General features: G+C 74.6%; 12 protein-coding genes. 5 read left to right on the forward strand and 7 right to left on the reverse strand.

Annotated elements, in window-relative coordinates; all coding sequences use genetic code 11:
• Positions 1-246: 246 nt before the first annotated feature.
• From ACSUPR_RS08905 to ACSUPR_RS08920, 4 genes are all read left to right on the forward strand, one after another.
• Positions 247-1488 carry an amidohydrolase family protein gene (locus ACSUPR_RS08905; protein WP_436890673.1) on the forward strand — a complete coding sequence of 414 codons (1242 nt, stop codon included), beginning with the start codon at positions 247-249 and terminating at the stop codon, positions 1486-1488.
• Between the two features lie 104 nt (positions 1489-1592).
• The gene (gene ald / locus ACSUPR_RS08910; RefSeq protein WP_436890674.1) at positions 1593-2708 is read left to right on the forward strand and encodes an alanine dehydrogenase; all 1116 of its coding nucleotides are present in this window, start codon (positions 1593-1595) and stop codon (positions 2706-2708) included.
• Positions 2709-3059: 351 nt separating this feature from the next.
• Complete coding sequence (locus tag ACSUPR_RS08915; protein ID WP_436890675.1) at positions 3060-4193, forward strand: enolase C-terminal domain-like protein; 1134 nt, start codon at positions 3060-3062, stop codon at positions 4191-4193.
• Positions 4194-4266: 73 nt separating this feature from the next.
• Complete coding sequence (locus ACSUPR_RS08920) at positions 4267-4722, forward strand: MaoC family dehydratase (RefSeq protein WP_436891930.1); 456 nt, start codon at positions 4267-4269, stop codon at positions 4720-4722.
• Positions 4723-4863: 141 nt separating this feature from the next.
• On the opposite strand, the gene ACSUPR_RS08925 is transcribed toward ACSUPR_RS08920, so the two are convergent.
• The 6 genes from ACSUPR_RS08925 to ACSUPR_RS08950 form a co-directional block, all read right to left on the reverse strand.
• Positions 4864-6549, reverse strand: a complete 1686-nt coding sequence (locus tag ACSUPR_RS08925) for a glycosyltransferase (RefSeq protein ID WP_436890676.1) — start codon at positions 6547-6549, stop codon at positions 4864-4866.
• The gene (locus ACSUPR_RS08930; RefSeq protein ID WP_436890677.1) at positions 6536-8530 is read right to left on the reverse strand and encodes a glycosyltransferase family 2 protein; all 1995 of its coding nucleotides are present in this window, start codon (positions 8528-8530) and stop codon (positions 6536-6538) included. The genes ACSUPR_RS08925 and ACSUPR_RS08930 overlap by 14 nt, the downstream gene beginning before the upstream one ends.
• Before the next feature lie 187 nt (positions 8531-8717).
• On the reverse strand, positions 8718-10379 hold the full coding sequence (locus tag ACSUPR_RS08935) for a glycosyltransferase (RefSeq protein WP_436890678.1): 1662 nt from the start codon (positions 10377-10379) through the stop codon (positions 8718-8720).
• A complete protein-coding gene (locus tag ACSUPR_RS08940; protein WP_436890679.1) occupies positions 10376-12376 on the reverse strand; it encodes a glycosyltransferase in 2001 nt (666 codons plus the stop codon). The genes ACSUPR_RS08935 and ACSUPR_RS08940 overlap by 4 nt, the downstream gene beginning before the upstream one ends.
• Positions 12377-12425: 49 nt before the next feature.
• Positions 12426-13460 (reverse strand): class I SAM-dependent methyltransferase, encoded by a 1035-nt coding sequence (locus ACSUPR_RS08945; protein WP_436890680.1) that lies wholly within the window; start codon positions 13458-13460, stop codon positions 12426-12428.
• A 218-nt stretch (positions 13461-13678) separates the two neighbouring features.
• Positions 13679-15736, reverse strand: coding sequence for an acyltransferase family protein (locus ACSUPR_RS08950; RefSeq protein WP_436890681.1), 2058 nt, complete (start codon positions 15734-15736; stop codon positions 13679-13681).
• Positions 15737-16085: 349 nt separating this feature from the next.
• Here ACSUPR_RS08950 and ACSUPR_RS08955 point away from each other — a divergent pair, with 349 nt between their 5' ends.
• Positions 16086-16700 carry a superoxide dismutase gene (locus ACSUPR_RS08955; protein WP_436890682.1) on the forward strand — a complete coding sequence of 205 codons (615 nt, stop codon included), beginning with the start codon at positions 16086-16088 and terminating at the stop codon, positions 16698-16700.
• Between the two features lie 384 nt (positions 16701-17084).
• On the opposite strand, the gene ACSUPR_RS08960 is transcribed toward ACSUPR_RS08955, so the two are convergent.
• Entirely contained in the window at positions 17085-18554 is a 1470-nt protein-coding gene (locus ACSUPR_RS08960) for a PLP-dependent aminotransferase family protein (protein WP_436890683.1), read from the reverse strand.
• Positions 18555-18568: the final 14 nt, after the last annotated feature.

Below are 18568 nucleotides of genomic sequence, written 5' to 3' on the forward strand. Positions count from 1 at the left end.
AACGGAACGCCGACGGCACGGGACGGCGGCGGGAAGTGGCGTTCGCCCCTCCCCGGTGTGTTCTTCGCGATACTCTCGGTGGCCTCGGACGAGGCTCCAGGCTCCTCGCCCTCCCCGTCGTCGGCGCGCGGACCCCTCTCCCCGCCCGTGGCCCCCGGGCCGCGGGCGCCCCTCTCAGGACGGTCACCGGTCGGCCGTCCCGGTCCCTGCCCTCGTCCTTCGCACACACCTGAAAGGGAAGAGGCGATGACCGATTTCGAGAGCGTGATCCGGTCTCAGCGGGTGGTCACCCCCGAGGGCGTCGTCCCGGCCTCGGTCGGCGTCCGGGACGGCCGGATCGAGGCGGTGGCCGGTCCGGGGATCCGCTGGTCGGCCCGGGAGGAGGTCGACCTGGGCGGCACCGCCCTGCTGCCGGGGGCGGTGGACCTGGGCACCGGGGTGTACGCGCCGGGCGAGGAGACGCGGGAGGCCTACCGGGCGGCGGGCGCGGCGGCGCTGCGCGGAGGGGTCACGACACTGGTCGTCTCCCCCGCCCCGGCGCGGCCGGCGGTGATCTGCGCCGACGACCTCCAGGCGCACCGCCGGGCGGCGGCCGGGGCGCCGGTGTCGCTGTACTTCCTGGGCGGGATCACCCCGGGCAGCGGACCGCTGGACCTGGCGGACCTGCGGGCGGCGGGCGCGGTGGCGTTCCAGTGCTCGCTGTCGGACGGGGGCGCCCCGGACATGGCGGCGCTGGACGACTCCTGGCTGCGCAAGGCGATGGCGGAGCTGGCGGCGCTGGACGCGGTCCTGCTGGTGCACGCCGAGGACGCGGGCGAGCTGGGCGTCGCGCCGACGCGCGCGGAGCAGCGCCCGCCGCGGGCCGAGCGGCGCGGGCTGGAACGGGTGATCTCCGCGGCGCGCTCGGTGGGGACGCGCACGCACGTGGTGCCGTTCACCGCCGCCGAGTGCGCGGCGCTGCTGTCGGCGGCCGGGTCGATCGGTGTGGGGTTGAGCGCGCAGACCTGCCCGCACTACCTGTGCCTGCCCGCGGAGGTGCTGGACCCGCGCTCGCCCGCGCACGCCTGCCGTCCGCCGCTGCGCTCGGACGCCAACCGCAAGGCGCTGTGGAGCGCCCTGATGGAGCCGGGTTCGGCGATCACGGCGGTGTCCTCCGGGCACCTGCCCGCGCACGGCCTGTACACGCTGGAGTGGAGCCTGTCCGCGCTGTGGACGGCGGCCCGGCGCCGGGGGGCGGGCCTGGACCTGCTGTCCCGCTGGACGTCGCTGGCGCCCGCGGAGCTGCTGGGGCTGGCGGGCAAGGGGCGCATCGCCGAGGGCTGCGACGCCGACCTGGTGGCGTTCGCGCCGGAGCGGCCGGTATCGGTCCCGGGCGTGGATCCGAGCCCGTACGCGGGTAGGGAACTGGTCGGAGAGGTCGGCCCGGTCTGGGTCTCGGGGATGCGCGCACCGTCGGGCGGGAGTGCCCCGCCCCACACCTGGGCCTGACACTCTGTCAACAAGATCGCCGACACGCTGTCAGGTTGGCGATGGCATCGCTGCACCTTCACAGGTGACAGTGGGGGTATCAACGGAGATATCCAGGAGGAACCGTGCACGTCGGCGTGCCCCGCGAGATCAAGAACCACGAATACCGTGTGGCCATCACCCCGGCCGGAGTTCACGAACTGACCCGCCGCGGACACGAGGTGTCCGTCGAACGGGACGCGGGTCTGGGCTCCTCCATCTCGAACGAGGAGTTCGAGGCCGCGGGCGCCCGCATCCTCGACACCGCGGACGACGTGTGGGCCGCGGGCGACCTGATCCTCAAGGTCAAGGAGCCCGTCGAGGCCGAGTACCACCGGATGCGCGAGGGCCAGACCCTCTTCACCTACCTGCACCTGGCGGCCTCCCGCGCCTGCACCGACGCCCTGCTGGACCGGGGCGTCACCGGCATCGCCTACGAGACCGTGCAGCTGCCGGACGGCTCCCTGCCGCTGCTGGCCCCGATGTCGGAGGTCGCCGGCCGGCTGGCCCCGCAGGTCGGCTCGGTGACCCTCCAGCGCCCCAACGGCGGCCGCGGCGTCCTCATGGGCGGCGTCCCGGGTGTGCGCCCGGCCCGCGTGACGGTGATCGGCGCCGGGGTGTCCGGCCTCAACGCCACCCAGATCGCGGTGGGCATGGGCGCCGACGTCACGGTGCTGGACCTCAACGTCAACAAGCTGCGCCACGTGGACGCCCTGTACCGCGGCCAGGTGAAGACGGTGGTGTCCAACTCCTTCGAGCTGGAGCTGTCGGTCCTGGAGTCGGACCTGGTCATCGGCGCGGTGCTGGTGCCCGGGGCCAAGGCTCCCAAGCTGGTCTCGAACGAGCTGGTGTCCCGGATGCGGCCGGGCGCGGTGCTGGTGGACATCGCCATCGACCAGGGCGGCTGCTTCGAGGACTCGCGTCCCACCACCCACGACGACCCGACCTTCCGGGTGCACGACACCGTCTTCTACTGCGTGGCGAACATGCCGGGCGCGGTGCCCAACACCTCCACGCACGCGCTGACCAAGGACACGCTGCGGTACGCGGTCGCGCTGGCCGACAAGGGCTGGCGCCGGGCGCTGGCGGAGGACGCCGCGCTGGCGGGCGGCCTGAACACCTACGCGGGCGAGGTCGTCTCCGCGCCGGTCGCCGAGGCCCACGGCCTCAAGCACCGCCCCCTGGGCGAGGTGCTGGTCTAGGGTCTGCTTTTTTGGATGCCGTCCTGTTCCGCGGGGGCGTGTGAGGCGCCGGCGGGGTTCTGCAGGCCCGGAGGCGATGTCCGGGGAACGGGGACGTCCCCGTGGGGCCGGGGGTCCCCGCCTTCCGGGGGCGCCGAACGCGGACCGCAGCGGAGCGGGGATCCAAAAAAACACGGCCCAGGTCCGATCGTGCCCGAACGTCCCGGATCGCGGGGGCGTTCGGGCAGGTCCGTACGGGCTCGGGGTGGTCGGCCGGGTCGGGCGCGGGTACCGTCGAGGAAGGACGGAGCCCGTGTCCGGCCGCGGGCCGGAAGGACCGAGGCGGGCCCGCGAGGACCGAGGTGGGACAGCGTGGGACACACCGGCTCGACGACCGCGACCCGGATCGTCGAACTCGAAATGATCCGGCTGCGGCGTCCGGGCCGGGGGCGGCGCAGTGCCGGGGACGGCCCCGTGCTGGTGCGGATCGCCGACGGCGAGGGGGTCAGCGGCTGGGGCGAGGTGCCCTGGGCGAGCCCCGAGCAGTGGGAGGCGCTGCGCTCGGAGTACGCGCCGGCCCTGCTGGCCCACGGATGGGCGCGCCCCACGGAGGCGGGTGCGGCCTGGGCGGACCTGCCCTGGGACCCGGCACTGGCCGCCGCACTGGACACGGCCTGCTGGGACCTGTGGAGCCGCCAGCGCGGCACTCCGCTGGCGCACGCCCTGGGCGGAGAGCGCACGGCGCTGACGGCCGGGGTCACGGTGCCCCGGACGGTGAGCGTGGAGACGCTGATCACCGAGGTCAACCGCCAGGTGGGGGCGGGGTTCCGGCGGGTCCGGCTGGAGATCGCGCCGGGCTGGGACACCGAGGTGGTGCACGCGGTGCGGTCCCGGTTCCCGTTCCTGGTGCTCCAGGCGGACGCGGGCGGCCGCTATCACGAGTCGGACGAGGGCCACCTGGAGGCGCTGCGGGCGCTGGACGGGCTGGAGCTGCTGGCGATCGAGGACCCCTTCGACCCCGGCGACCTGGGCGCGTACGCCCGCGCGGCGGCGGAGCTGCGCACCCCCGTGGCCCTCGGCCGGCCGCTGGCCTCCCTGGCGGACCTGGAGATCGCGGTGGACGCCGAGGCGGGGAGCGCGGTGAACGTGGACGTGTCCCGGCTGGGCGGGCTGACCCCTGCCCGGCGCGCGGTGGACCTGGCCGTGGACGCCGGGTGGAAGGTCTGGTGCGGTTCGTCCGCGGAGACCGGCGTGGGCCGGGCCGCGACGGTGGCGCTGGCCTCGCTGGCGGGGGCGTCGCTGCCGGTGGAGATGCCCGGGGCGGGGCACCGGGGCCGCGACGGCCTGGTGGTCCCGCCGGTGCGCGCGCACGAGGGCGTGGTCCCGATCCCGCTGACCGAGAGCGGGCTGGGGCACGGGGTGGACCGGGCGGCGGTGGCCGAGCGGACCGCCGAGGCGCTGCTGGTGGACCTCTCGGGGACCCGCGGGGAGACTCGGGGCCGATGACCCCTGCCATAACCGAACAGTGTTAGGTAGAGTTGCCGCACCATCCGACCCGACCGAGGAGTGTGGAGGCGTGGTGCGCGTTTTCGCCGATATCGACGAGGTGATCGCCGCCCAGGGCGAACACCTGGGATACACCGACTGGCTCACCGTCGACCAGGAGCGGATCACCCGCTTCGCCGACGCGACCGAGGACCACCAGTGGATCCATGTGGACGAGGAGAAGGCCGCCGCCGGGCCCTTCGGCCGCACGATCGCGCACGGGTTCCTCAGCCTGTCCCTGCTCGCGCACTTCTCGCAGTCGATCATCAGGATCGAGAAGAAGCCGTCGATGTCCATCAACTACGGCCTCAACAAGGTCCGCTTCCTCCAGCCCGTCACCGTGGGCTCCCGCCTGCGCGACGGAGTGGAGATCGTCTCGGTGCAGGAGGGCCCCAAGGGGTACCTGGTCAGCACGAGGCACACGGTGGAGATCGAGGGCCAGGAGCGCCCGGCGCTGGTCGCCGAGTCCCTCGGCCTCTGGGTGCCCTGAGCCGTCCCGTTCCGGCCCCCGCCGCGCTCCGGGCCGCCCGCCGGGGACCTTCCGGTCCCCGGCGGGCGGCCCGCGGCCGCGCTGCCGCCGCGGTGCCCGGCGCAGGGGGCGCCGGGATCCCCCGGCGCCCCTCTCCGGTGTTCAGCGGGCGACGCGGCGCAGCAGGCGGCGGCCCAGCCCCGGGGTGAACCAGCGCAGCTTGCGCTCGGTGCGCTCGGCCCGGCGGCGCAGCCGGTCGATCTCCCGGCGGGCGCGGCGCAGCTCCGCGCGCAGCTCGACCGGCGTCGGCTCGGGGCCGGACTCCGCGACCGGCTCCCCGCGCTGGACGCCCCAGGTGGCCTCGGCCTCCTCGGGGACCTGCACGAACCGGTTCGCGGACGTCCACTGGATTCCGCCCGTCTCCTCCACCACCCGGTCCAGGCCGGCCCCCTCGGCCTTCGGGGACAGGTGCCGGGCCCGGGCGAAGGCCGCGGCGCGCTCCAGCCGCAGCACCCCGTCCCCGGCCCGCAGCGCCCCGGGGACGGGGGCGCACACCAGTCCGGCCGCCTTGCGGTCGGCCAGCCGGACCAGGTCCGCGACCATGCCCGGCAGCGGGCGCACCCCGGCGGGCAGGTGGAGCCGGAAGGGCACCCTGCCGTCGGGGTCGGGCACCTCCTCCACGCAGCGCACGCGCAGGTCGCCCCGGTAGGTCTCGCGGATCAGCCGCAGGTCCAGCAGCTCGTCGGCCAGCGGCGACCGGCGCCCCTCCGCCAGTTCCTCCCAGGGGCCCGCCAGCCACACCCGTACGTCCGGCGCCGTCCCGGCCAGGACCGGGGCGACGGTGGCGTCCACCTCCTCCAGGGTGCGGCCCGCCACGTCCAGCACCACCTCGGCCCGGGGCACCTCCCACACCCGGGCGGGCCCCTTGGTCCGCAGGTGGAAGTCGGGCACCCGGTTGGCCACGTAGGGCGCGCGGAAGCGCATACCCGCCTCGCGCCGGTCCTGCATCTGGGACCGGCCCAGGTGCCAGGAGTCCGCCCCGGGGTCGGGGACGAACAGGGCGCCCCGCTCGGCCAGCCGGTGGCCGAACTCGCTGTCGCCGCCCAGGACGAGGTCGGGGTCCATCCCCCCGGCCTCCTCGAACAGGGAGCGGTGCAGCGAACCGGTGGCGCCGACGTACACCTTGAACGCCCCGTATCCGGCGGTGCGCAGGCCGTCGGTGCCCTCGATGAGGCCCTCGACCCAGTGCGGATCGGCGGTCTCCCGGTCGAACAACCCGCCGGCCCGCCCGGCGCGCACCTCCTCCAGCACCCGCTCCGGGGCCAGGTCCCCGGCGAGCATGGCCGGTTCGAAGTCCACGAACAGCTTGTGGCCCAGCACCACGGCGTAGTCCACCAGGTGGTGCCAGCGCATCTGCGCCTCGATGTGCTCCCGGTACACCAGCATGTCGGCGTCCAGCCGCAGCACCACCTGCCCGGAGGAGGCCGCCACCCCGGTGTTGACGGCGTGCCCGGAGCCCCACGCCCCGGCGGCGGAGGTGAGCAGCCGGGTGTTCTCGGGGCGCACCGGCGGCAGGGCGAGCGGCTCGGGTGAGCCGTCGTCCACCACGACCACCTCCATGAGGTGCTCGGGGTAGCTCTGCCCGGCCAGCGAGGCCAGCACCAGGGCCAGCTTCTCCGGCTGTCCGTGCGCGGGGATCACCACCGACACCGTCAGGCTCGGCGTCCAGGCCCCCGGGGCGGGCGGGGCGAGGACCCCGTACTCGTTGCGGCGCACCCGCGGCTGGTCCGCGAAGTCCACCACCGGCCGGGGCCCGTGCTGACGCGGGATGCTCTCAGAAGTGCTCAACGTGTCCCCCCGTGTGCTGCTCGGTGTGGTCGCGGTCGCCGAAGGGGGCGGGCGCCCCCTCCAGCAGGGCGCTGGGCCGCCAGCCGATCCACTGCTCGGTGTGGTTGCGCAGGAAGTAGCCCAGGTCGACGTTCCAGGTGTGGCCGCCGCCCGCCCGGCGCAGCAGGTAGCCGAACCCGTGGGTGCGGTAGACCCGGCACCCGGCCCGGGTGACGGCGAGCAGGAACTGGCTGTCGATGGCCCGGGGCCGGGGCCGGAACCCCCCGACGTCCTCCAGTACGACCCGGTCGGCGAGGATGGTGCTGCCGACGACCGCGGGGCTGGGCACCTCCGACCGGTACCCGCGCCAGACGGTCAGGTCCAGCTCCTCCAGGTAGGTGAAGTTCTGGCTGATGCCGACCACGTCGGCGCCCGAGTAGGCCCGGGCCAGCATGAGGTCGGCCAGGTGCTCGGGGCCGTACCAGTCGTCGTCGTCCCACTTGGCGATGACCGTCCCGGAGGCTCGGTCGACGGCCTCGTTCATGACGGCGCCGAACACCGTGTCCCGGTCCGCCTCGTGGACGACCAGCGGGATGCCGGTGGCCCGGAACCGGGCGGTCTCGGCGGCCACCAGGGAGGCGGGGAAGCCGTGCAGGGCCAGCACCGCCTCGAAGCGGACGTGGCGCTGGCGGGCGATCTGGGCCAGGGCGAACCCGACGAGTTCGGGGCGGCGGGTGCACAGCACCACCGACACCCGGGTCTCCGGCGGGACGGGCAGCCCGGCCTCCTTCGCCAGGGACCGCCACCGGGTGCGAACGCCGTGGGTGCGCAGGGCGGCGCGGCGCAGCCGGATGCTGTGCTCCTCGCGGCGCATCGCGTCGGTGAACACGTCCTCGCCGACCGAGGGGATGAGGTCGATCAGGTCGGCGCCCAGCCCGGCGGCCCAGGCGGGAGCGGGGTCACCGGTGAGCGGGACCCCGCCGGCGGCCAGCGACGCGATGGCGCGCACCGCCGAGGCGCCGCCGCGGGCGGGCCAGGCCACCCGCACGCCGCGCAGGTGGCGCACGCGTTCGAGGTCGTTCTCGGTGACGGTGCCGTCCAGGGCGGGGCGTACCAGGACGCCGGTCTCGTCACGGACCACCAGGCGGCCGTCGGCCTCGGCGAACTCGCCCAGCGGGCCCCTGGTCTTCTTGGTGAAGCCGCTCGGGTTGACGAACCGGTCATCGATGGGGGCGACCCTGGTGACGGGGTCCCCCTCGTACACCCGGGCCTCGGGGACGGCGGCCACGGGGGCGGGGCGGTCCACGACGGGGACCTCCACGTCCTCCCAGAACGGCAGGCCCTCCCCGTCGTCCAGTCGCAGGACCAGGTCGGAGACGGGGGTGACGCGGTCGATCCCCACCGGCCCGGAGGCGGACGCGCCCCGGGCGGCCACGTCGCCGGGGCGCCACAGTGCGGCGTCGGTGCCGTGCAGTCCGCCCAGGACGCCGATACCGGGACCGCGCCTGCGTCCGCGCGATCCGTGGACGACGGCGGCCAGCGCCTCGGCGACCGGGACCCCGCTGGGGAAGCACAGCTCGCAGGCCCAGCCGCGGCGGTCGAAGCGGCGGATCCGGAGTTCGTGCAGGTCGTTCCACTCGTCGATGGTGGGCGGCGCGGGCACCAGCGGGCCCAGCGCGGCGGGGACGTGCCGGACCACGACGAGCAGGTGGGCGGTGGGCGGCAGCTGGGTGGCGACGGTGACGGCCCGGCGCAGGTCGGTGAGGCCGCCCGCGGCGACGACGGTGAGGCCGGTCGAGTCGGGCTCGTCCTCCCCGCCCACGCCGCGCACCTCGACGGGGCGGCCCATGCCGTGCTCGTCGAGGTCGATCCTCAGGTCGTTCCCCCGCAGTCGCAGGGAGGTGAGTTCGGCCCGGTCGGGGCCCAGGTCCCCGATGAGGCAGAGCACGGCGGGCTCGTCGCCGCGGGTGCGCAGGGCCTGGCGGACGGCGGAGGTGATCATCGGGCGTCCTCGATCGTCTCGGCGACACGGGGTGGGCGCTTATCGACCACGGAGCCCCATGATAGACACGACCGTCACTTTCAGTGTCTTATCGTGCGCGTGTTGTCATAACCACTGCTCAGGTCATGTCCGGAACACGAGAAAGGGCCGCCCCGAAAGGCGGCCCTTCACGTTGGTGCGCTACCGGTCAGCGGACGATCTTGCGCAGGACCCGGCGGCCCAGGCCCGGGGTGAACCAGCGCAGCTTGCGCTCGGCCCGGCGGGCGCGGGCCCGCTGCCTCTCGATCTCGGCCTGCGCCCATTCGAGCTTGCGGAGCAGCGCCTCGGGGCTCTCGTTCTTCTTCACCGGGGCGCCCGGCTCGGGCTCGGGAACGGTGAAGGCCTCCCCCGACAGCCAGTGGACCCCGTAGAGCTCCTCGACGAGCCGGTCCGCCTCCGCGCCCGCCGCGTCGGGGGACAGGTGCCGGACCCGCGCGAAGGCGGCGCGGCGCTCCAGGCGCAGGACCCCGTCCGCGGCGCGCGAGGCACCGGGTGGCGGGGCGCACAGCAGACCGGCACGCTCCTTGTTCGCGGCCTCCGCCATGTCGGCCACGGCCGTGGACGTCAGTCGCGTCCCCGCCGGGGCGCGCAGCACGAAGGTGACCCGCGGGTCGGGCTCCGGGGCCGCCTCGACCAGCCGCACCCGGGGGTCGCCCCGGAACGACTCGCCGATCAGCCGCAGGTCCAGCAGCTCCTCGTCGAGCGGCGAGCGGCGGCCCCCGCCCAGCTCGCCCCACGGGCCCACCAGCCACAGGCGCAGGTCGGGCGTGGTCCCGCTGAGCAGGGCGGCCGCGGTGACCTCCACGTCCTCCAGGGTGCGGCCGCCGACGTCGATGACCGCGTCGACGTAGGGGACCTCCCAGGACCGGTCCGGGTTCTTGCGGCGCAGCCGGAAGTCGGGGACCCGGTTGGACACGTACGGGGCGCGGTACCGCATCCCCGCGTCCCGGCGGGTCTGCATCTGGGAGCGGCCCAGGTGCCAGCTGCTGGTCTCCAGGTCGGGGATGAAGACGGCGCCCTGCTGGGACACCCGGTAGGCGAACTCGGTGTCTCCGCCCAGCACCATGTCCGCGTCCATGCCGCCCGCGGCCTCGAACAGGTCCCGGTGCAGCGATCCGGTGGCCCCCGTGAACACCCGGTAGGCCTGGTGGGCGGCGGTCCGCAGCCCGTTGCTGCCGTCGATGATCTTCTCGACCCAGTGCGGGTCGGCGCCCCGGCGGTCGAACAGCCCCTCCGCCCGCCCGGCGGCGACCTCGTCGCGGACGTGCTCGGGGGTCATGGCGTCGGGGTCGAAGTCCACGAACAGCTTGTGCCCCATGGCCACCCCGTAGTCCACGAGGTGGTGCCAGCGCATCTGCGACTCCACGTGCTCGCGGTACACCAGCATGTCGGCGTCCAGGCGCAGGACGACCTGCCCGGAGGAGGCCGCCACCCCGGTGTGGAACGCGTGGGCCGAGCCCCAGCCCCCGGGGGCCGAGGTGATCAGCCGGGTGTTCTCCGGCACCACCGGCCCCAGCGCGAGCGGCTCGGGCGAGCCGTCGTCCACCACGACCACCTCCATGAGGTGCGCCGGGTAGCTCTGGCCCGCCAGGGCTGCCAGGACGAACGCGAGCTTCTCGGGGTGCCCGTGGGCGGGGATCACGACGCTGACGGACAGGGTCGGCGTCCACGCGCCCAGGGTGGCCGGGGTGAGCGGCCCGAAGTCGTTGCGCACCAGGCGCGGCTGGTCCGAGAAGTCCGCCTCCCCCCGCGGCAGGGCTGCCGGCGAAGGTGCGGCGACCGGCTCCCGGCCGGTTTCCAGAGTGGTCAACGGAGTCCCCCCGTGTACTCGGTGGCGGGCCGGCCGAAGGGCGCGGGCTCTCCCTCCAGGAGAGCGCTCGGACGCCAGCCGAACCACTGTTGGATGCGGTTGCGCAGGAAGAAGGCCATGTCCTCGGACCAGGTGTGGCCGCCGCCGGTGCGGCGGAGCACGTACCCCAGCCCGTGGCCCCGGTAGATACGGCCGCCGCCGCGCATGACGGCGATGAGGAGTTGGGTGTCGATGGAGCGGGGCACCGGGCGGAAGCCTCCGGTCTCCTCCAGGACCGCCCGGTCCGTGAGGATGGTGCCCCCGGCGATGAACCGGCTCGAGGATTCGGACCGGCCCTCCCGCCAGAGGGTCAGGTCGACCTCCTGGAGGTAGACGAAGTCCTGGCCGACACCGAGCAGCTCGGCGCCGGAGTAGGTGCGGGCCAGGACGAGGTCGGCGAGGTGGTCGGGGCCGTACCAGTCGTCGTCGTCCCACTTGGAGACGAGGTCCCCGGAGGTGCAGGCGACCGCGTCGTTGAGGACGGAGCCGAAGATCCTGTCCGCGGGGGCCTCGCGCACGACGATCGGCCGCCCGGTGGCCCCGTACTCGGTGATCGCGGCGGCGACCTCCGGCAGGGAGGCGGGGAAGCCGTGCAGGGTGAGGACGAGTTCGACCTCCACCCCGCGCTGGCGGGCGATCTGGGCGAGGGCGAAGCCGACCATCTCCGGGCGGCGGGTGCACAGGATGACGGAGACCGTGGGCGCCGGGGGGAGCGGCACCCCCGCCTCCGCGCCCAGGGCCCGCCAGCGGGAGCGGGCCCCGTGCAGGCGCAGGGCGGTGCGGCGCAGGCGGACGCTGTGCTCCTCCCGCCGCAGCGGGTCGGCGAGCTCTTCGGCGTCGGCGGCGGTGATGAGGTCGGCCAGGGGCCCGCCCAGCCCCGCCGCCCAGGCGGGGATCGGACCGCCGACCAGCGGGACCCCTCCGGCCGCCAGCGAGGCGACCGCGCGGACGGCGGCGGTGGGGCCGGTGTGCCCGGACCAGTCCACGCGGACACCGCGCAGGTGGCGCATGCGCGCCAGGTCCACGTCGGTGACGGTGCCGTCCGGGGCGACCACCGCCAGGTCCTTCTTCCCCTGGCGGACGACGGCCCGGTCGCCGTGGACGGTCAGATCGCCCATGGGGCCGCTCGCGTCCTTGGCGAACCCGATCGGGTTGACGGTGAGCTCGTCGACGGGCGCGATGTCCGCGGGGGCCGCGCTCTCCCGCACACGGGAGCCCCCCGGCGCCGCGATCCGCTCCCAGGCGTCGGCGCCCGTGGTGCGGCGGTCCAGCACCGGCACCGCCTCGTCGGTCCACTCCGGCTGCGTCCCCTCCCCCACCCGCAGGGCCATGTCGCCGACGGGGGTGACCCGTCGCAGCGGCACCGGGCCGGCCGCCCCGACGCCGCGGGCGCCGGTGTCGCCGGGCCGCCACAACGCGGCCTCCGGTCCCGACAGCGCGGCCAGGGGCGCCAGCGCGGGGCCCCGGCGCCGCCCCCGGGTCCCGGACCAGACCGCGTCCAGGACCTGCGGGGTCTCCACGCCGTTGGGGAAGAACATCTCGCACAGCCAGCCGCTGCGGCCCGCCCGGCGCACCCGCACCTCCTGGAGCTCGCGCCACTGGCCCATGCCCGGCGAGGAGGGCAGCGGCGGCTCCTGGTGGCCGGGGGTGTCCACGATCGCCACCACCACCTGGACGGCGCGCGGCAGGTCGGCCGCGGCGGCCAGCGAGCGGTGCAGGTCGGCGGGGGTCGCCGCGACGACGGCCACCAGGCCCGCCTCGGGCCCGCTGTCGCGCTCCCAGAGGTTGCGCAGCTCCAGGGGCTCGCCCAGGACTCGGGCGTCCAGGTCCACGACCGCGTCCACCGGGGCGAGCGGCAGTCCGTCCAGGTGGGCGCGGGCTCCGGCGCCGGTGTGGCACAGCAGGGCGGTCTCGGTGCCTCGGGCGCGCAGGGCGTCCCGCAGGGCGGTGGTGATCATCCAGACCTCGTGGGTGTCGGTGCGGTGGTGCGAAGCGGTGCGGAGAGGGTCAGATCCCCTTGCGGCCGAACACGTGCGCCCCCTTCTCCGCCTGCTCCTCGGTGCGGTGGAACTCCGGGTGGGCGGCCAGCCAGCGGTCGCCGACGGCGCGCTCCTCCGGGCGGTCGGCGTCGTCCAGGACGAACACGGCGTCCTCCGTGCAGTGCGGCAGCAGCAGGGGCAGCGCCGGGTGTCGGACCTGCAGGCCGGTGGCCTGGGGCGGCCCGTCGACGAACACCAGGCCCACCCCGGACAGGTCGGCCAGGGCCGCGCGGTCGTACCAGCGGTCGGCGGTGGCGCGCTCCTCGCCGTCGTAGGTGACGGTCTCCGGCTCGATCGGGGTGAAGGGGGCGTGGCGGACCTCGACGATGTCGTCGAGCCCGTGGGAGGAGACCAGGGCGCGGCTCAGCTCGGCGTAGCGGGCGTCGTGCTCCAGCGCGACGAGGCGGCCGCTACCCGCCCGGCGCAGCGCGTAGCCGATCCAGACGCTGGAGGCGCCGCTGCCGCACTCCACGACGGTCTCGGGGCGCAGCCGCTCGATGTGGCGGACCAGGATGCGCAGCACGTCGGGCGAGGCGGCCCAGCCGCGCAGCGGCGGCATGAACGGGGCGGTGTCCAGGTGGTCGCGCAGCTCGGTCCAGGCGACCTGCTGCTCGTAGTCGGCGCGGCCCTGGAGCTCGACGGCGCGGCGCAGCTCGCGGGACGCCTTGGGCAGCGCGTGGTCGGAGATGCGGTCGACGCGCTCGCGGACCTCCTTCAGGGAGCGCTGCGTCTCCAGCCGGTCCTCGCCCAGCGCCTGGGAGACCGTGCGGGCGTGCTCGCGCACGGACTCCTCCAGGGCGCGCACGGAGCGGCGCACCAGGAGCAGCCCCATCCCCAGCCCGCAGGCCAGGGCGCCGAGCAGGGCCAGGGCCACCAGGGTCCCCGCCTCCACCCAGGTGATCAGGCCGAGGGCCGCCGCGGTGACGAGCCCGGCGGCGGCGAGGGGGCCGACCACGACGGCGACGGCCAGGAGGGGGCGCAGCAGGCGGCGCAGCGAACGCATGGCGGGCATCTCCAGGGGGGATGGCGGAACCGGCGGGCGGCGGGAGGGGCCCGGGCGCACTCGGCCGGACGGCAGGGGGCGGGACGCGGGTGCCACGGTCCGGTGACACGGGCGTCCCCCTGACTAAGACACCACCTCGCGGTGGACGATGAAACCCGCGTGCGGGGCAATTCCCCGGTTGTTCACCGGAAGATCACCGCGGCACGCCCGGGGGGACCTCAAGTGTTCTCCGTCGCGGTGCCCTGCCCTGTGGCTTCCAGCAGTGCCTCCTCCAGGATCGGGACGAGGGTCCGGGCGTAGGTGGCGGTCATGTGGGAGTGGTCCCAGTACACGAGGATGTTGCCGACGACCGCGTCGCACCGGCCACCGGGGCACACGTATTCGGTGAGGTCCACCAGGGCGACGTTGTCGGGCAGCCCGCCGATCGAGGCGAGCGCGGCGGCCGGGTCGCGGTCGGCGTGCGAGTAGCCGACCGGGTCGCTGCACTCCGCGGCCGGCGCCTCCGCCACGCACTCGGCTCCTGCGTAGGAGCGCCGGGGCAGGTCGCGCATTCCGATGACGTCGATGCCCAGGGCGTCCAGCTGCCGCCAGCGCTCGACGAAACCCTCCAGGACGGCCTCCCCCGCGGCGCTGGCGCGGGTGGAGGAGGTGAACACCGCGTCGGGTCGCAGCCGCTCCAGCTCCTCCATGGCCCGGGCGTCCCACTCCTGGCATTCGGTGAACACCTCGCCCCGGGTGTAGGGGACCGCGGCGCTGAACTGGCAGCCGCTCTTGGTGAACGACACCAGGCGCCACCCCTGGGCGAGGGCGACCTGCTCCAGTGCGGGGTACCAGTGGGCGGTGCGCGAGGCCCCGACCATGGCGACGGTGTACTCGGCGTCCTCGGGCCCGGCCCAGCACAGGACCGGCTCGGTGGCCCTCAGGTCCACGTGGCAGCCCTGGAGGTGGTGCTCGGACAGGTCGTCGCGGGCGTCGAGCGGGTCGGGGACGACCGGCAGCTCGGGCAGGACGTTGGCCAGCTCGGGGCGGCTGACCAGCTCGGCCCCGGGGTAGTCGACGGGTTCGATGACGCGCGCGGCGCGCTCCAGCCGTTCCTGGGAGAGCCGGTCCGACCACTGGGAGCCGATGACCAGGGAGGGGGCGATGAGCAGGACCGCGGTCGCCATCGACCAGGCCGGCAGCCAGAAGCGGGGGACCCTGTCGCCCAGGCGCCGGGCCCCGTCCTCGACGACCCTGGCGGTGGCCCAGGCCAGTCCCAGGGAGAGCGCCAGCACGGCCGCCCCGCCCAGCGGGGTGGCCAGTGTCCGGCCGGTGGTCTGGAGGTACACCACCAGCACCGGCCAGTGCCACAGGTAGAGGGCGTACGACAGGCCGCCCAGCGCCATGAGCGGGCGCAGGGTGAGCACCCGGTGGACGCCGAACCGGCCGCCCCCGCCCCCGGCGACGATCACGGCGGCCGCGGCCAGGGTCGGCACCAGGGCCGCGTACCCGGGGAACACCGAGGACACCGGCAGCAGCACCCCGCACAGGACCAGGGCGGCCAGCCCGGTCCAGCCCAGGACGAGCCGCACCGGCCGGGCCGGGGTGATCCGGTGGACGACCAGGGCCAGCATCCCGCCCAGGGCCAGTTCCCACAGGCGGGCGCCGGTGTCGAAGTAGGCCCAGGGCTGGTCGACGGCGGTGATCCACACCGAGTACCCGAAGGAGACCACCAGTACCGCTCCGATCGCGCCCAGCGCGGCCCCGCGGATCCGCTCCCGGCCCGCGACCAGGAGCACCGTGCCCAGCAGCAGCGGCCACAGCAGGTAGAACTGGCCCTGGATGGACAGCGACCAGAAGTGCTGCACCGGGCTGGGCGCGCCCTCCCGGGCCAGGTAGTCGACGGCCGCGGCGGCCAGCGCCCAGTTCTCGTGGTAGAGCGCCGACGCGTAGACCTCGGTGATGACGTCCGGCCAGCGCGAGCGCGGCAGCCACAGGTACGTCATGGCCAGCACCGCCACCAGGACGACGCCGACGGCGGGGGTCAGCCGCCGCAGCAGCCGGGTCCAGAAGACCACGGGGACGATGCGCCCGTCGCGCTCCACCATGCGGACCAGGGATCCGGTGATGAGGAACCCGGTGAGGAACAGGAAGACGTCCACTCCCCCGGAGACCCGGCCGAACCAGATGTGGTAGACCGCGACCAGGAGGACGGCGACCGCGCGCAACCCCTCGATCTCCGGCCGGAAGCCGTCCCGCCGGGGCCTGACGGGGGTACTGCGTTCGGGAGTGGACATGGACGTGCCTCGAGAATGTGCGAGATGACCGGGAAGTGGCGTCGGATTATCGCCCATATCGCGGAACCGCCGGTGAACGTGCGGCCAACCCCCGACGGCGGCCGTCCGGCGACATTAACCGAGGTCCGAAAAGGACCTGGCCTCCCTTATCTCCGGAGGTTCGCACCGTACGGGTACGAAACCCCGCAAAAGGCTCGCCGCCTCCGGATGCGGCCCGCGGTTTATTCCCGGAGCCCGGTGTCGGCAGGCTGACACCGGGCGCCCCGCCGCACGGCTGATAGCTTGCTGCCTAGCGATCCCATCGCTGATAAGTGACGACGAACCGCTTCATCGGAAAGGTGCGTCAGAGATGTCTGCGCCATACACGCTCCCCGAGCTGACCTACGACTACGCGGCCCTGGAGCCGTGGATCTCCGGCCAGATCATGGAGCTGCACCACTCCAAGCACCACGCCGCCTACGTCGCCGGCGCCAACTCGGCGCTCGAGCAGCTCGCCGAGGCCCGCGACAAGGGCGACTTCGGTTCCGTGACCATGCTGGAGAAGAACCTCGCGTTCCACCTCGGCGGCCACGTCAACCACAGCGTCTTCTGGAAGAACCTGTCGGCCGAGGGCGGCGACAAGCCCGAGGGCGAGCTCGGTGCCGCCATCGACGACCAGTTCGGCTCCTTCGACGCCTTCCGCGCCCACTTCAACGCGGCCGCGGCGAGCCTCCAGGGCTCCGGCTGGGCGTTCCTGGCCTGGGACGCGCTGGGCCAGCGCCTCATCATCGAGCAGCTCTACGACCAGCAGGGCAACGCCGCGCTGAGCTCCGTGCCGCTGCTCATGCTGGACATGTGGGAGCACGCCTTCTACCTCCAGTACAAGAACGTGAAGGCCGACTACATCAAGGCGTTCTGGAACGTGGTCAACTGGGCCGACGTCCAGGAGCGCTTCGAGGCCGCGCGCAAGGTCCAGATCGGCTAGGGCCTGTTTTCGGATGCCGTCCTGCTCCGCGGGGGTGTGTGAGGCGCCGGCGGGGTTCTGCAGGCCCGGAGGGGATGTCCCGGGAACGGGGACGTCCCCGTGGGGCCGAGGGTCCCCGCCTTCCGAGGGCGCCGAACGCGAACCGCAGCGGAGCGGAGGTCCAAAAGAACACGGCCTGGTCGGAAGCCGATCCGCACCGGCGAAGCCGCCCACGGGGTTCTGGGGGCCCGGAGTGGATATCCGAGGTACGAGGGTGTCCACGTAGAGCCGGAGGTCCCCGCTCCCCGGGCGGCCGAGCACGGGCCGAAGCGAAGCGGAGGCCCGAAGGAGCACGGTGCGAGGGCGGTGCCGCCGTCGGCGGCACCGCCCTCGCGCGCGCGGGGGTCAGACCACCAGGGGGACCGGGGCGCCGACCGGGCCGTGCCGGTCCAGTTCGCGCCAGGCCCGCGACAGCCGCCAGACGACCTCCTCGCGCTCGGCGGCGTCGAAGGGCACCGGCAGCCGGAAGTAGCGGTCGTGCAGGTCGGCGGGGGACGCGGACATCACCGGACCGGGCACCAGTTCGAGCCCGTGGCAGAGCGCGACCTGGGCATAGGCCCGGGAGCCGACCCCGGGCAGCTCGATCCACAGGGCGGCCCCGCCGTCGGGGCGCCGCCACCGCCAGTCGGGCAGGTCCCGGCGGAGCATCCGCTCCAGGTCGTCCATGGCGGCGGACAGGTACCGGGAGCGCTCGCGGGAAAGCCGGTCGTAGTCGGCGAGCAGGCGCACGGCGATGACCTGGTCCAGCAGCGGTCCGGCCAGGTCGGCCAGGACCTTGCGGCGGCTGAGCCGCACCGCGATCTCGGCCGGGGCCCGCAGCCACCCGATGCGCAGGCCCGACCAGGCCACCTTGGACAGCGAGTCCACGCTGACGACCTCCGCGCCCCGCGGCGCGTAGGCGGCCAGCGGCGGCGGCTCCTGCGGGTGCCGGATGCCGGTGTAGGCGGCGTCCTCCAGGATCGGCACCCCGGTCCGGGCCGACAGCTCCCCCAGTTCGCGGCGGCGGGCCGCGGACATCATCGTGCCGGTCGGGTTGTGGTACGAGGGCATGACGTAGATGAGGTGCGGCGCGTGCTCGGCCACGGCCCGGCGCACCCCGTTGACGTCGATGCCCTGGTCGTCGAGCGGCACGGGCACGAACCGGGCGCCCCGGTCGCTCATCAGGTCGAGGCATCCGGCGAAGCCCGGGTCCTCCACCACCACGGGCGCCCCCCTGCGCAGGTAGAGCTGGGCCACCAGGGACACGGCCTGGTGGGCGCCGGTCGTCACGACGATCTGGTCGGCGGTGGTGGGCAGGCCCCGGTCCGTGTGGAAGTCGGCGATGGCGTCGCGCAGCGCGGGCAGCCCGCGCGGGTGGTAGGTGCCCTCGGCCAGTAGCGGGCCGAGGTCGTCCATACTCCGCCGGATGATCTCCTCGACCCCGGGCAGGGCGGGGGTGTTCATGCAGGAGAGGGAGATCAGGTCGGCGTCCTGCTGGATGAGGTTGCGGTACATGTACCGGCCCACGCCGTTGGCCGCCCAGCCGTCGGAGCGGACCGGCGCGACCCTGCTGCTGACCCGGGTGCCGCTGCCCTGGCGGCTTTCGAAGACGCCCTCGGAGCGCAGGAGGTCGTAGGCGGAGACCACCGTGGTCCGGCTGACCCGCAGCGCCGCGGCCAGGACGCGCTCGGAGGGCAGCCGCTCGCCGGGGGCGAGGCTGCCCTCGTCGATGAGCGCGCGCAGGGAGTCGACGAGCCTGCGGTAGAGGGCGCCGTCCCCGGCGGACCAGGCGCCGAGCAGCCCGACGAGGTCGTCCACCGTCCGAGAAGAGTCCATTCCTGCCTCCATTG

Origin of the sequence: Nocardiopsis dassonvillei, from assembly GCF_964273065.1 — a bacterium.
Taxonomy (GTDB): Bacteria; Actinomycetota; Actinomycetes; order Streptosporangiales; family Streptosporangiaceae; genus Nocardiopsis; species Nocardiopsis dassonvillei_B.